This window comes from Negadavirga shengliensis (assembly GCF_042652345.1).
Taxonomy (GTDB): Bacteria; Bacteroidota; Bacteroidia; order Cytophagales; family Cyclobacteriaceae; genus Negadavirga; species Negadavirga shengliensis.
Genome location: NZ_JBHSJJ010000008.1, coordinates 1 through 15073, shown reverse-complemented (window position 1 = coordinate 15073; position 15073 = coordinate 1). Strand labels below are relative to the sequence as shown.

Annotated in this window: 12 protein-coding genes; 2 read left to right on the top strand and 10 right to left on the bottom strand. The window is 46.1% G+C overall.

Features of this window, described 5'->3' with window-relative positions:
- Window positions 1–8: 8 nt before the first annotated feature.
- The 5 genes from ACFPFU_RS14580 to ACFPFU_RS14560 all read right to left on the bottom strand — a co-directional run bounded on the left by ACFPFU_RS14580 (window position 9) and on the right by ACFPFU_RS14560 (window position 9043).
- Complete coding sequence (locus tag ACFPFU_RS14580; RefSeq protein ID WP_377065507.1) at window positions 9–3830, bottom strand: efflux RND transporter permease subunit; 3822 nt, start codon at window positions 3828–3830, stop codon at window positions 9–11.
- A 273-nt stretch (window positions 3831–4103) separates the two neighbouring features.
- Window positions 4104–4502, bottom strand: coding sequence for an HYC_CC_PP family protein (locus tag ACFPFU_RS14575; protein WP_377065506.1), 399 nt, complete (start codon window positions 4500–4502; stop codon window positions 4104–4106).
- Between the two features lie 368 nt (window positions 4503–4870).
- Window positions 4871–6364: a TolC family protein gene (locus tag ACFPFU_RS14570; protein ID WP_377065505.1), complete on the bottom strand. Its 1494-nt coding sequence runs from the start codon at window positions 6362–6364 to the stop codon at window positions 4871–4873.
- Entirely contained in the window at window positions 6357–7673 is a 1317-nt protein-coding gene (locus ACFPFU_RS14565) for an ABC transporter permease (protein WP_377065504.1), read from the bottom strand. The genes ACFPFU_RS14570 and ACFPFU_RS14565 overlap by 8 nt, the downstream gene beginning before the upstream one ends.
- Before the next feature lie 44 nt (window positions 7674–7717).
- Window positions 7718–9043 (bottom strand): efflux RND transporter periplasmic adaptor subunit, encoded by a 1326-nt coding sequence (locus tag ACFPFU_RS14560; RefSeq protein ID WP_377065503.1) that lies wholly within the window; start codon window positions 9041–9043, stop codon window positions 7718–7720.
- 242 nt (window positions 9044–9285) lie between these two features.
- Here ACFPFU_RS14560 and ACFPFU_RS14555 point away from each other — a divergent pair, with 242 nt between their 5' ends.
- Window positions 9286–10065, top strand: a complete 780-nt coding sequence (locus ACFPFU_RS14555; RefSeq protein WP_377065502.1) for a class I SAM-dependent methyltransferase — start codon at window positions 9286–9288, stop codon at window positions 10063–10065.
- 65 nt (window positions 10066–10130) lie between these two features.
- Here the strand turns inward: ACFPFU_RS14555 and ACFPFU_RS14550 are convergent, their stop codons facing one another.
- Genes ACFPFU_RS14550 through ACFPFU_RS14530 form a run of 5 tightly spaced genes read right to left on the bottom strand, consistent with a single transcriptional unit; the run spans window position 10131 to window position 14386 of the window.
- Window positions 10131–11105, bottom strand: a complete 975-nt coding sequence (locus ACFPFU_RS14550; RefSeq protein WP_377065501.1) for a glycosyltransferase family 2 protein — start codon at window positions 11103–11105, stop codon at window positions 10131–10133.
- Window positions 11105–12067: a glycosyltransferase family 2 protein gene (locus ACFPFU_RS14545; protein WP_377065500.1), complete on the bottom strand. Its 963-nt coding sequence runs from the start codon at window positions 12065–12067 to the stop codon at window positions 11105–11107. The genes ACFPFU_RS14550 and ACFPFU_RS14545 overlap by 1 nt, the downstream gene beginning before the upstream one ends.
- Window positions 12068–12072: 5 nt before the next feature.
- Window positions 12073–12618 carry a DUF4199 domain-containing protein gene (locus tag ACFPFU_RS14540; protein WP_377065499.1) on the bottom strand — a complete coding sequence of 182 codons (546 nt, stop codon included), beginning with the start codon at window positions 12616–12618 and terminating at the stop codon, window positions 12073–12075.
- Window positions 12619–12630: 12 nt separating this feature from the next.
- Window positions 12631–13146, bottom strand: a complete 516-nt coding sequence (locus tag ACFPFU_RS14535; RefSeq protein WP_377065498.1) for a DUF4199 domain-containing protein — start codon at window positions 13144–13146, stop codon at window positions 12631–12633.
- Window positions 13139–14386, bottom strand: coding sequence for a dihydroorotase (locus ACFPFU_RS14530; RefSeq protein WP_377065497.1), 1248 nt, complete (start codon window positions 14384–14386; stop codon window positions 13139–13141). The genes ACFPFU_RS14535 and ACFPFU_RS14530 overlap by 8 nt, the downstream gene beginning before the upstream one ends.
- A gap of 360 nt (window positions 14387–14746) precedes the next feature.
- Here ACFPFU_RS14530 and ACFPFU_RS14525 point away from each other — a divergent pair.
- Window positions 14747–15073 (top strand): hypothetical protein (locus tag ACFPFU_RS14525; protein WP_377065496.1); only part of this gene is annotated, 327 nt, incomplete at its 3' end.

The window sequence follows — 15073 nt, the reverse complement described above, 5'->3', positions numbered from 1 at the left end:
TTGTACTTTTAAGATTCTACAAAAGCCTCCGGGTTTCTTTTCAGTTTTATTTCCGCCCACAAAGCATATAAGACCGGCACCATAAACAAGGTCACCAAGGCTACCACCATGCCCCCGAAGGACGGTATGGCCATGGGAATCATGATATCGGCGCCCCTCCCGGAGGACGTCAATACGGGTAACAAAGCCAACAAGGTGGTGGCTGTGGTCATCAGACAAGGTCTTACCCGCTTGATTCCAGCATCCAGCACCGCCTTCCGGATCTCTTTGACGTTTCCCGGGGAATTCCTTTCAAAACTTTGCTTAAGATAGGTCCCGATGACCACCCCATCATCTGTGGCAATGCCAAACAAAGCTATAAAACCGACCCAAACCGCCACACTCAGATTATAAGTACCCATCTGAAACAGCTCCCTGAGGTTGGTCCCCAACACATTAAAATTCATAAACCAATCCTGCCCATACAGCCATAGCATCAGGAAGCCTCCCGAAAATGCCATGGCAATGGCGGAAAATATCATCAGGCCAGTGGCCACGGAGCGGAACTGGAAATAAAGGATCAGGAATATGATGATCAGGGAAAGAGGTACTACAACAGACAGGCGCTTTTCAGCCCTGACCTGGTTTTCATAGTTGCCGGAAAACTCATAACGTACGCCGGCAGGCACTACTAGCTCACCGGAATCAACTTTCTGCTTCAAATATGCTTGGGCGGCTTCTACCACGTCTACCTCCGCAAACCCCGCCATTTTATCCAGCAGGACATACCCCACCAAAAAACTATTCTCACCCCGGATCATTTCCGGACCTGGCCTATAGGTGATATTCGCCAATTGTTCAAGAGGGACATAGGCCCCTGCCGGCGTAGGTACCAACATGCGTTCAATTGCCGATGGATCATCCCTCCACTCTCTTGCGTACCGCACCCTGATGGGAAACCGCTCCCTTCCCTCTACAGTGGTGCTCAGTTCCATACCTCCGATGGCGGTCTCAATATAGTCCTGAACATCCCTTATATTGAGGCCATACCTGGCTATCTCTTTTCGATCAATGTCAATTTCCAAATACGGTTTGCCTACAATCCTATCGGCAAACACCGCCTGTTCTTTCACAGACGGTACTTCCTTCAGGTATTTTTCCAGTTGCAAACCGAAGTCCTCTATGGTCTTAAGGTCAGGTCCGTAAACTTTGATCCCCATGGGAGCACGCATTCCGGTCTGTAACATGACCAACCGCGTTTCTATAGGCTGCAGCTTGGGGGCGGAAGTGACCCAGGGAATGTTCACCGCGCTGATGATTTCATTCCAAATATCGTCGGGGGTTCGAATATGACTCCGCCATTGCCTGAAATAAGCCCCTCTCTTATCCGGTATCAATTCATCGGCCTTTATCTTATGCGGCAGATCGGTAGCCGGGTCATATGTCCCGCCGTTTTTCAGCTCAAAATGTCCGTTGTCATCCACTTTAAACCGCAGGCGGATACCATTCCGGTCAGCGAGGTATTCACTTCGATAGTGGATCAGGTTTTCAAACATGGACAAGGGCGCGGGGTCAATGGCTGTTTCTGCCCTGCCGGCTTTCCCAACCACCATTTCCACCTCGGGAATGGCACTGACCATCATGTCAAGTCTTTGAAGTACTTCCCTGTTTTCCTGTACGCCCGCATGCGGCATTGAGGTCGGCATCAACAAAAAAGACCCCTCGTTGAGGGATGGCATAAACTCTTTGCCCATACCGGGAAAGATGTGGGAAAGTGAGGACCAGGGCGAAGTTTCCCGGATATTCCATCCCAACTTTTCGGTACTATTTGGAACAAAACCGAAAACCTTGTCAAAACCCAGCCATATGTTCATGCCCAGCAAGATGATAAAGGCTGGCACCAACAAAAACAATCCTTTGTGTTCTAAACACCACGTCAAAATCCTCGGATAGGCTTTAATGAAGATAGAAAATGCTCCCAATACGAGCCCAAGGGCTAAGGCAATAAAAATAAAATTGGCCAATATGCTGTTGGAAACCCCCAAAGGTCTCCATTCCACAGTCAGTAACCATGAAACCGCTATTACAGTGAGGCTTACCATTATCAGATTACGATAAGGCGACAGTTTTTCAGGATAATAGTAAAGCAACAGATTCACCAAGCCGAAACCCATCAGCACCAAACCTGCCCAGGTCCAAAAGCTATAAGCCACCAGCAAACCGACCACCACAAGCAGGTAATTTAGATAGACACGGTATCTGCCCTGGCCCTTTTTGAGGGAAAATATCCAGTGGGAGAAAGCAGGCATGATCACCAGGGTAAAAATCAACGCAGCCAGAAGGGCAAAGGTCTTGGTATACGCCAGGGGACCAAACAGTTTCCCTTCCGCCGCCTGCAAGGTAAACACCGGCAGAAAGCTGATGATGGTGGTGCTCACCGCGGTCAGTATCGCCGAAGCTACTTCTGTGGTGGCTTCAAATACAATTTTAAACCTCGATTTTTCCTTAGGGGCATTTTCAATATGTCGAAGGATATTTTCATTCAATATGACTCCCAAATCCACCATGGTCCCAATAGCGATGGCAATGCCTGACAAAGCCACAATATTGGCATCCACGTTGAGATATTTCATGAAAATAAAGCACATCAACACCGCCATGGGCAATAGGGCCGAAATAAGCAGGGAAGCCCTCAGGTTATAAACCATGACGACAATGACGATGATCGTAATAAGAATTTGGAGACTGATTGCCTCGTAAAGGGTACCCAATGTCTCATAGATCAAACCTGTACGGTCATAAAACGGTACCACGGTAACTTTTGAAACCGTACCATCCTCCAACGTTTTGGAGGGAAGCCCTTCGGAAATGGTTGCAATTTCCTCTTTTACGGCTTCTATCACTTGCAGCGGGTTGTCGCCGTAGCGGGCGATTACCACCCCTCCCACAGCCTCTGCACCGGACTTATCCAAAATCCCTCCCATATTCCTTGGCTGTGGACCTATATTCACTTTTCCAATGTCCTTTACCCGGATCGGGACATTGTCCACCATCTTCACCACCGCATCATCCAAATCCTCCAGACTCTTGACATACCCGAGGCCCCGGACAAAATAATCCACCCGGTTCACCTCGATGGTGTTTGCGCCCACATCAATATTGCTGTTTTTCACGGCCTGCATCACATCCATCAGCGAGACGTCGTGGGATTTGAGCGCCACTGGGTCAATATCTACCTGGTATTCTTTCACATAACCGCCCACAGAAGCCACCTCGGCTACCCCCTCCACGCTCGTGAGCGCGTAGCGCACATAATAATCCTGAATCGTACGAAGCTCGTGCAGGTCCCAGCCTCCTACCGGATTGCCGTCTTTGTCCCTTCCTTCCAAAGTATACCAGTAGATCTGGCCCAGTGCCGTGGCATCGGGTCCCAGTTTGGGCTGCACCCCGTCCGGTAGCAGCCCTTCGGTAAGTGAATTCAACTTCTCCAACACACGGGATCGGCTCCAGTAGAATTCAATGTCCTCATTGAAAATGATGTAAATACTCGAAAAGCCAAAGGCAGAACTGCTGCGCACGCTTTTCACACCGGGCAGACCCAACAGCGAAGTCGTGAGGGGATAAGTAATTTGATCTTCCACATCTTGGGGGGACCTCCCCATCCATTCCGTGAAGACAATCTGCTGGTTTTCCCCAATGTCCGGTATGGCATCTACAGGTACCGGATCTGAGGGTAAGCCTATATCCCAGCGGAATGGGGCCACAACAATGCCCCACAAAACAATGAGCACCAACAACAGCACGGTCACCAGCTTGTTTTCCAAAAAGAATTTTATGATTGCATTTAACATTGATGCAGGAATTGTACCCGGCAACGGTTTTGAATCAGTTTATCCGGGTGGTGAAACTTAAATCAGGATATGATCCCCGCCCCGATGCTCCGCATTTCCACCGTGTTGGTTCCCGTCTTTAGGAACATTAGGGGTGGTGGACAGAAACGGTTCCCTAAACCGGAACGCTTGTGTCGAATAGAATAAGAAGAATCCGGATAGCGGTGTTAGTTTTTTGGATAGGGGAAATAGAAGAAGCACGCAAAAAGCATTGCTTCCGGCAGCTGCGCCTTTCTATATCAAAAAGACTTGATTAAAAATATAAATAGGGTTCTTAAGTATCTTAGGTGGATCGGTGTTATTTTCATGACCACCGCCTTCAGTCAGTTGGGGTAGAAAGTAAAATTCAGACGCGATACCGGCGACGAAAGCCAGCAATACGTTCGTGGGAACGTTGAGGTCGTGGTGCTGCCCCCACTGATTGGAGTTTGGCATTTCTACCTGCGGCACATTCTCACAGCAGTCAGACGGCATATCAGAAGCGTCAGAGGAAGATTCGGAGCAACAGTCGTGTTTCTCCAGATAAAAATTGACTTTCCTGAGGTTTTCCTCACAGAAATGAAAAGAATAACTCAGGCCTGCGTGGAAGAGAAAGTATAAAAGCAGAAGCGATATTTGAATAAACCTTCGCATATGGTTTGACTAACGTTACAAAGATAAAAAAGTTGGCCGGAAAAAATTCATATAATTTTGGGAGAAATTAAATCCGACGGGGCCATCACAATGCAGCCTTGGCATAGAAACCCAATCCTATCCCACAAAAACCTGCAGGGTGTTACTCTTATGTGAATCATAATTTTCGTGTTAACCCGTAAAAACCTGTCCGAATCTGCTTCGGATCCGTGGAGTTTCTTTGGGCTGGTAAGAACAGGCGGGACCCGAAATACCCCGTCAGGGTTCTACAGCAGCCCCATATACCATTCCCTCGGGCATGGTATATCGGTCCTTCTTTGCTGTACTTTCACGCTTCTCAGCGAATGTGCATCATTCCTATAAATCTCTTATTGGCCTGGTTCTGCTTCCAATGCCGGGTTGTATAGCAGAAGTTTATTATCAAAGTCGTACAGGGTTAATTTTCTCAACTCATAATAGGCGGTCCAATAATCCCGGAGGGATTGAATGTAGGCCCGGCGGTTCCTGTCTTTTTCCTGCTGCGCAATGGCTAGATCGGTTATGGTTACATTTCCGTTTTGATAACGCTTAAATGATATCTCATAGCGCTTGTCGGCCACATCATCGGATGTTTGGGTGATCTCAATCCTCTCTTTTAACATTAAAAAGTTCCGGACTTTGGTAAAGATCTCCTGTTCAAAGTTGATAATTTCCTGCTCTATCGTATAAATCGTCAATTCCTGGTTGGCTTTGGCCATGCTCATCCGCGCCTTGTTTCTTCCCCAGTCCAATATGGGGACACTGATCCCCAGACTTACCAGGGCCTGTGTGTTGGGATTAGAATAAATATCTCCCCACATGAGGGCTGCATTGTTGTAACCGTACTCAGCATTCAGGTTCATTTGAAAACGTTGCCCCCGGGCCATTGCTATTTCCCGTTCTGCTTCCAATCGCTGCCTATCAAATCCAATGGCCACCGCTCTGTTTTGGAAAGCATAATCAATGGCCAGATCTGTATCGATGTCAAATTGGGGAATTTCATCTGGAAGAACCAGGTTAACGTTTACGGTTTCGTTCAGGCCTATATAAGACTTCAATCGCAACGCGGCTGTTTCCATGTCCAGCCTTGCCTGGGAAACTTCCTGCTTGGCCTCCAAAACCTGCAACTCCACCTGCAGTAGCTTATCTTCATAGGTGGTGCCAATATTATACCTTCCCCGCTCTATTTTTAAAATCTCTTCCGTATTGGTGAGATTTTTGGTGGCGATATCCAGATTGACTTGGGCGACCAGAAAATCGAAGAACATGACCGTAACCCGTTCACTGATTTCCTCCATCTCTTCAGCATATTCCCTTTTGCTTTCTTCATACCTTATCGGCTCGATTTTCCGGTTCCACTTCAGCTGGTTAAAAGCAAAAATGGGCTGAAACAATCTTACATTAACCGGCACACCACTCCACCGGGTTCTGGGATCTCCTTCCGGTGCCAAAAAATTGTCGAAACGGTTGGTGGAGCTATTGACTGAGATGCGGCCGCCCGTCGTCGCTATTTCCTGTTGTAAGCCGAGTTCCAGATCCATAAAGTTCTGCCTCACCTCCCTGAACGCAATGGTACCATCGGGTTGGACAACGCTGCTGAATTGCTGCGAGTAGCTGGGCACCGTCCCACTGAGCCTGAGCTGTGGATTGTAATCCGATAAATACAATCTGTATCTCCAATACAGATTCTCTCTTCTGGTATCCGCCCGTAACGCTGCCGGTGACTGGGCCTTGGCCCGGGCCACTATATCTTCCAATGTGTAACTGACGGTCTCCTGACCATTTGCATAAAAAAAGGCCATAAAAAAAGTAATGGCCAGGCTAAAACGTAATTTTTCATTCATATCGTAATGAGGTTATGGGGTCCTGACTGGCTGCCCTTTTTGCAGGGGTGATCCCAAAAACCAATCCCACTGTAGCAGCCACTCCAAATGACAATATAATGGATGGCATGGTAATTACAGTGGGGAATTCGGCAAAGGTAGACACCAGATGCGCCAAAATTATCCCCAAAATCACTCCGATTAAACCGCCCGATATACTGATCATAATGGATTCAAATAGAAACTGATTTACAATATCGGATTTTTTTGCTCCTAACGAAAGTCTTAGGCCTATTTCTTTTATTCTTTCCATCACAGAGGCCAGCATGATGTTCATAATGCCTATTCCTCCTACCAAAAGTGATATGCCTGCAATGGCTCCCAACACGATATTAAAGATGTTTTGCGTCCGCTGTTGTTGTTTTAAAAGCAATTCGGGGATGGTCACCTCAAAATCCACCACATTGTAATGTCTTCTTTCCAACATTTTAGCCAGTACTTCGGCAGTTGGGGAAAGTGTTTCACTTTCTTCTACCTGAACCACAAGCTTATCGATTTGGTGATAATTGGAGCGTTGGGAATTCCCGTTGTTACTTCTCAGCGCAAATTCCGTAACCAGGTCACGGTTCTTATAGCGGATCAGCATGGTTTGGATAGGAATATATACATCCATGTTAAAATCCCGGATTCCCAATTTGGAGATGCTGGATTCTGATACCATCCTCTCCTCCAGGACACCAATAACCTCCAGCCACTGATTGCCGCTTTTGATCTTCTTTCCCACAGGATTTTCTTTCGGGAAAAATTTGGATTGAACGCTCCTCCCAATGATGCAGACAGCATCCCCTTTGATCAGGTTTTTTTTGCTAAACATCCGGCCCTCTTTCAACCGGAAGTCCAGCACATCAAAATAAGCGGGCGTCACCCCCACCAGCTTGGCAGACCTGCGTATCCCACTCTTGACGATATGGGTATCAAATACTATTTCCGGGCTGATATTGTTGATGCCCGGTATCGTGGTACGGATGGCTTCCACATCCTCTAATTTTAGCCCGGGTGAGAATTTGCCTCTCTCCTTCTCCAGGCCGCTGCTCTCATCCACTTCTTCCTCGATCTGCTCGACTATCGGTTCTATCACGATGTTGTTTACCCCGACCAGCTTGATCTGCTCCATGATTTCCTGTTGGGCGCCGGTCCCAATCGCCAACATGGCGATCACCGCCGCCACCCCAAAAATAATTCCCAGTGCCGTCAGCAACGAGCGCATCTTATTGGCCAATACAGCCTCAAAAGCAATATAAAAGTTAGCTTTTAACCTTTCGCTTAACATACTTGCGTTTTAAACTTGGCTGAAATGCATCACGACGCTGCAAATCATGGATTATCCTTTAAAAAAGTCTGGTTTCTGTCAACGGCAGCCACAGGCTCTTCAGGATCGTCAAGGTTTCTTTTCCCATTCAATTCATCAAGCAGACGTACAGCCAGGTTTGCTCCCCAATTGGGTGTATTGAGATACACCCGGTCTCCTATATTCAGTCCTTTTTCGATTACCACGTCGTTGGCATTGGTCATTCCCATTTTCACTTCCTGCTTCACGCCATTTTTGAGATAAACGTAATTGATGCTATCGTTTTCGACATTGATGGCTTCCAGAGGCACATACAGTACATCTTCCAGTTGTTCGGCGATAATGGCGTTGCTGGTGGTCATAGAGGGCCGGAGCATAGGATCACTCTCGTTGATCCGGACCACCACTTCAAACACTTTGGCATCAGAATTAGGCCGCTGTTGCCCCACATTGGCCACTTTTGTCACCTTTCCCGTATATTTTTTATCCGGAAAGGCATCCATTCCGATTTCTACCGATTGACCGGTTTTCACCCTACGGATATCCACTTCGTTCACATAGGTAATGCTTTGCATGGAAGTAAGGTCAGGCAGGGTAGCCACCACAGGGTTCCAGGAACTGATCTGGCTTCCTTCCTTCACTTTGTTCCCCCGGTTGGTCACATAAATCACCATACCGTCCTGTGGCGCAAGCACCACAAATTTATCCAAAACATCTATCATTTGGTTCACTTCCGCTTCTACTTCCCGGAGTTTCGCTCCTACTTCTACCATCCTTGCTCTTTCCTGCATGGTCTTGATGCGGTACCTTTCCTTGGCCTGATCAAACTCCCTTTTGGCCTTTTCAAGGTTGTATTCGTTCTGCTTGATGATGGCAGGTGGCTCAAATTGGGACTGTTCAAGAATAAGTTCCTGCTCCTGTACAATATATTCCAAATTGAGGATATTGTCTCTCTCTACCCTTAAATTGAGAGAAGTATCCAGCTGTGTCTGTTCATATTGTGCCCGGATCTGCTCCAGATCCAGCCGCTTATCTTCCAGCCGGCCAAATAATTCAGTCTTATCAATGGAACAGATAAATTCGCCTTTTTTCACCACGGTACCTTCATCTACCATTTTATCAATGGTGAAGTTACCTATTCTGAACTTCCGTGCTTCCGAAGGTCCGAAGACTTGAACAGAACGAAGCGCTTCCAATTCCCCCGTGGTGGTGATCTCTACTTTAAACTTCCCCTGTCTGACCGAGGCCAGGAGGTCATTGCTCGCTCCGGGTCCGCCCTGGGTAAAGAAAAAGTACAAAATCACAATTACCACGAGACTACCGACCGCTACATATATAAGGTTCTTCTTCATTCTAATTGTAATCTATATTTACAAATTTAAACTTTTCGGTGGCGGGTTCCTCCCCAATGACCAATTTATTTCGCCATTGACGTAAAATAAAACCGGCTGCAGAATGATCCTGATTTGTCTCCGCAATTATTGTAACAATTATTAACTTGCGCTTTATTGCCCGTCCCTTTCCTCGAAAAAAGGCAGGGGGGCATAGACAGCATCATTCATTTAACCTGATTAACCTGAGAAATTCCTGAAAAATGCCTTTAAAACCACTTGTCAGCTGGACCATCCGTTATATCCCCCGAAAACACCTACAACGTTTCAGCCATGTTTTACTGCGCATCGCCGCTGTATTCTATACGGGAAATAATGTCCAATGTACGGTTTGCGAGCGGAAATTCCGGGAATTTTTGCCTTACGGGCGCAAAGCGAGAGAGAATGCCCTTTGCCCCAACTGTCTCGCCTTGGAAAGACATCGCTTAATGTGGTTGTTTCTGAAAAAAGAGACCTCCTTTTTCAGCAAAAAATTGCGGGTTCTTCATATCGCACCTGAGCTGTGTTTTTTGGATCGCTTTGAGAAGCTTCCCAATCTGGAATATGTGACCGGCGACCTTGAATCGCCATTGGCGAAGGTGAAAATGGATATCCATGAGATCCCCTTTCCTGACAAGAGCTTTGATGTAGTGTTTTGCAATCATGTGCTGGAACATGTGGAAGATGACCTGCGGGCATGCTGGGAAATCAACCGGGTGTTGAAGCCAAATGGCTGGGGCATCATCCAGTCGCCTGTGTATGATCTGGAAAAAACCCTTGAAGATCCCAACATCACCTCAGCTAAGGAGAGGGAGCGGGTATTTGGGCAAAGGGATCACGTAAGGAAATATGGAAAAGATTATGCACAGCGCTTAAGCCGGTCAGGATTGAAAGTAAGTGAGAACCATTTTGTAAACCAGCTTTCTGAAGAGATGATTAAAAAGCACGCGCTGCCGCCGAAAGAAGTCATCTACTATTGTGAAAAGGGCGGAAACAAAAACTAAAGCATCGGTAATAATTGAATGCCCTGCCGCAATCCCTGTAACAGGCGAAGGTTAGCGATGAGACCTTATCTACTGCCTCTTTCCCATGTTTTGTCAAATAAATAGCCATAAACAATTCCGCTCCCATAGCCACACAACTGGCCCACCGAGGTTAAAACTGAAAGCAAACCTATTGAAACCGACCTGTTTTGCCATGTGGATGAGACCAATACGCAGACGGACCATGTCAGATATCCTAACCCCAGAAATAACAACCATCTGGCCGCTAGCCAATTAAAAAGCAGCAATCCAACCAGCCCCAGAACGTAGAAGAACGGCAGCAGATGGACCGGTTTCACCGCTTCAGGATGAAAATTAGACACAAACACCCGGTTTCTGCCAAACTGAAAAGCCTGTTTTACGAATGATGAGAAAGTGTTTTTTCGCCGGTGATATACAACAGCCTCTTTGACCAATTCCAGCCGGAAACCTGCCTTTTTGATCCTTAAGCTCATCTCTATATCTTCGGCCATATTGGGATGGATAAAACCACCCAGGCGTTCATAAACCTTTCGGGCAAAGCCCATATTATAGCCCCTGGCCTGATAAGCAGCGGGGTTTTTTACCTTTCCCCGTATACCGCCGGTGGTCCAAAAAGACGTCATGCTGAAATTCATCGCTTTTTGCCAGGCGCTGAAATCCGCTCCGGCATCATCGGGCCCTCCATGGGCATCCAATCCTTTTATTTGAATAGCCTGGTACAGTATGGATAAATAACCGCTCGGAACAATACAGTCTGAGTCAAAAAAAACGAAATAATTTCCTTTGGCCTTTTCCATTCCCAGGTTTCTGGCAAAACCCTGTCCGGTATTATTTTGGTAATAATAGTTTACCCGCATGGTTTTGGCAAACTTTTGAAGCGTGTGTTCACAAGTACGGTAAGAACCATCATCCACAATGATCACTTCAAAATCCTTAAAATCCTGGAGATAAAGGCTGTTCAGCAATTCCTCCGTCTCTTCCGGCCTATTATATACGGGAATGATGACAGAGAAAAACATCAATTGTCCCAATTGATTTCCTCAGAAATATTGTAATCTGACCGCCGGGAAGTGTTCGAGGTCATCATTTCAGCTAAAAACCCCGTCAAAAAAAGCTGCATCCCCACTACCACGGCAACCAAGGCCAAAAAGAAGAGAGGTTGCTCAGTAATCTCTCTCACCGGAATGTTGTTTCTCAGTCCGTGGATTTTCTCATATACCAAAAGGAAAGTGATTATAAATCCCGTGAAAAAGGATAATGTCCCTAAAGTACCAAAAAAGTGCATGGGGTTCTTTTTATAACGGTTTACAAATGAGACCGATATCAGGTCCAAAAAACCATTAATGAACCTCTCGAAACCAAATTTAGTCTGCCCATATTTGCGGGCTTGGTGTGTCACTTCCTTTTCTCCTATTTTTCCAAATCCATTCCATTTGGCTATCAGAGGGATATACCGGTGCATTTCTCCATAAATATGGATATTTTTCACTACTTTCTTTTTATAAGCTTTCAGTCCGCAATTAAAATCGTGCAACTGAATTCCGGAAATCAGCCGGGTTACCCAATTAAAAAAACGCGAGGGTAAAGTCTTGGTGATGGGATCATGCCTCTTTTTCTTCCATCCCGAGACAATATCGAAACCTTCCCCCATAACCATTTTGTACAAACCAGGTATCTCCCCGGGATTATCCTGCAGGTCTGCATCCAGGGTCACCACCACTTCTCCCCTTGCTTTGGAAAAGCCTATATCCAGAGCGGCAGACTTACCGTAATTTCGGATAAAGCCCACTGCCCTGATGTTTGGGTTTTCCCCGGCCAGGTCCTTGATCACCTTCCAGGACTCGTCTGTACTTCCATCATCTACAAAAATCACCTCATATTCAAACCCCTCAGCTTCCAAAACAGTCTTTAGCCATTGCATCAATTCCGGTAAGGATTCTTCTTCGTTAAATACAGGTACGATGACAGAGATTTGAAGCATGTCGTTTAATAATCCAGCGATTTGTCCCTTTTCTTTAGAATGGCCCCTAATATCAGGGACATGATAGCATAGATGATCAGAGCAAAACCAAAGGCCTTAATTTGTCCCATAACAGTATAAGAACGGCTCATTTCACTTCTCATTTCATCCAATTGGTCCGCCGAAATGCTATCTCCGGCCCCAAATTTATCAAGCATGCTTAACATGCCTTCCAACTGACGCTCCACCAGTATCTCCGGTAGACCGGGATCAATGACAGAATAAAGCAGAACACTGCCTATGGTGGCAATTAGCCCGCTGATAATCAAGGTTACAAATGAAAACTGAAAGGCCGTACTGAAGGTCATGTAACCCCCGATTTCCTTTCTGTACTGTCTTCCAAAATAGATGATCAGTGCAAAAAACAATATCAAAACGAAAATATTGTACCAGGCAGCCACTAAAAGGCTGTAATCAATAAAATAAATAACAAAGTTGATGATCAACATCAACAAACCGATAATCATCCCGGATTTTACCGAGGCTTGTACAGGAGAAGTCGTATTTTCCATATATTAACCAGTTTATGATTTAAAAGTCCTTTTTAAAATTATGGAAATTATTATAGTAAAGAACAATCCAGGAATGATTTTTCTCAAAAAATCATTCACTGAAACATCCCAAATACTCATCTTCCGGATACTTTCGTAAGTATCATCAAAAGCTTTCTGACTAAGCTGTTCCACAAAAAGTGCCCGTTTCTCCTCCATCAAAGCAATATTGATTTCTTTGAAAGTTTCAAAAACAGGAGGATTAGCCCATAGGAAGGCGTAAATGAATCCAGCTGAAATAGCCGCCATCAAGGTGTACACAAAAAAGCCGACGCTCATACCTTGGGAAAAGTACAATTGCCCTTCATTGAACCTATCCCTGAAATTTTTCACCCCGATAAATACAAAAAGTGGGGTGATGATGTATCCAAATATAAGGGTCAGGTTAATGGGTTCCATTCCCATCCAATGCATCAGTAAAAAAGAGAGTATGCACAGGAGCCCTCCCGCAACCCCAAAAGGGTAGGCAGCTTGAAAATATTTAGACATTTACCTCTTCAAATTTCCCCTTGTTCACCACAAACTTTACGCTTCCTTTTAGCCCTTTTCCAAACCATGGGGAATTGCTGCTCGGCGAAGGGTTGGTTGGTTGATCAAATTCCCATTCAGCATGGGGATCAAAAACAGTAAGCGAATCCCAGGATGTCGATGCCTTTTTCAGCACTTTTGCCGGCCCCTTTGTTAATTTACTGATTAATAGGGGATAACCCAAATCCGGCTCCAGTTCAACAAGCGCGGGAACAAAGGTCTGCAGCCCTGCCATACCAAAAGGTGCCAAATCAAATTCCATATTTTTGGCATCATAATCATGAGGAACATGATTGGAGACAATGGCATCTATGGTCCCATCTTTTAAACCTTCAACTAGGGCCTCCTTTTGGGCTTGTTCCCTAAATGGGGGCAATACTTTCAGGGATGTATCAAAATCAGTAAGGTCCGTGTCGGTAAATAGAAGCTGGTAAAGTGACACATCAGCGGTTACCGACAAACCCTCCTGCTTTGCTTGTCTAATCTGTTCCACAGCACCGATGGTACTAAGGGTCTGGAAATGCAAATGCCCCCCCGCATAGCGTAATATTTCAAGATTCTTACGTACCGCAACTTCTTCTGCAATATCCGGGATTCCCTTCACCCCCATTGTGGTAGAAACCACCCCCTCATGCATATGGCCAAAAATCGCCATCAAAGGATCGTAACTATGGTCAAATAAGGTGCCGTTGAATTTCTGAAGATATTGGAGTGCTTTCATCATTCTGTCCGAATGGGACAATGGCACAAGGCCTTCCCCAAAAATCCTGACACCATTGTGATAAAGGTCCAACATTTCCGTTAAATCCTCCCCTTCCATATTTTTGGTCACGGCAGCCTGCACGTGGATGGTGGCAAGAAAATCCTTTGCCCTGCTTTGTATATAGGAAACTTCATTTTTTGATTGTACAGGGGGGAAAGTATTGGGCAGCAAAACGGCTTCCACTATCCCTGCATTTTTAAGACACGCGCCCAGGCTCTCCAGAGTTTCCCTGTGTTCCAATCCAGGCTCACCTGCGAAACACCTGAGGTCAATCCAGCCTTCCGACCCAAGTAAACCCGTACAGTCAATCCGTGTGGCGTCGCCAGTATCGGTATCAGATGACTGTAACTGTATACTTTTACCGTCAAAAACATAATCAGCCGGTTCAAGTATTTCTTTATCTGTGATTATTTTCAGTGATTGGAATATAACGGACATGGAAAATTAATTTGTGCAAAACTGCAATTTAATTCCTAAAAATGGAAATTATCCGGCCCGGCAATATCACTTTTTCCCAATGACCGAACTTATCATAAAAAAGTATCTTCCAAAAAAACGGAAGAGGAATCCCTTCTCTGCACCTAAAACCGGGCGGAAAATGGACGAAATAGGTTCACATTTCCTTTTTCTTATTTACCAAGCAGGTAATAGGGAACGGGGAACGGGGAACCGGACAAAAACTCCCGTGCACTTTTCTTTCCTGTCCGTTATCCACCGAATGTTCAAGGAATCAGGGAACAGGGAAGCGGAGGAAGGCCTCCCGTTTGTTTTTCACTGTTCAGCGTTCACGGAGTGTTCATGAAACCGGGAACAGGGAATGGGGAACAGAACAGGACAGGACAAAAACTTCCATGCACCTTCCTTCCTAGCCGCTATCCACCGAATGTTCAGGAACCCGGGAACGGGGAAGCGGCCAAAAACTCCCGTGCACTTTTCATTCCTGTCCGTTATCCACAGAATGTCCGTGAAACAGGGAACGGGCAACAGGGGAACCGGACGGGATCCCCCCGGAACGCAGAAAGCCCCTTCCCGACAGCTGTCGGGAAGGGGCTCCTTATGAATAATACGGCGGCGGCCTACTCTCCCGGGTGTGACCCCAGTACCATCGGCGCTGCAGGGCTTAAC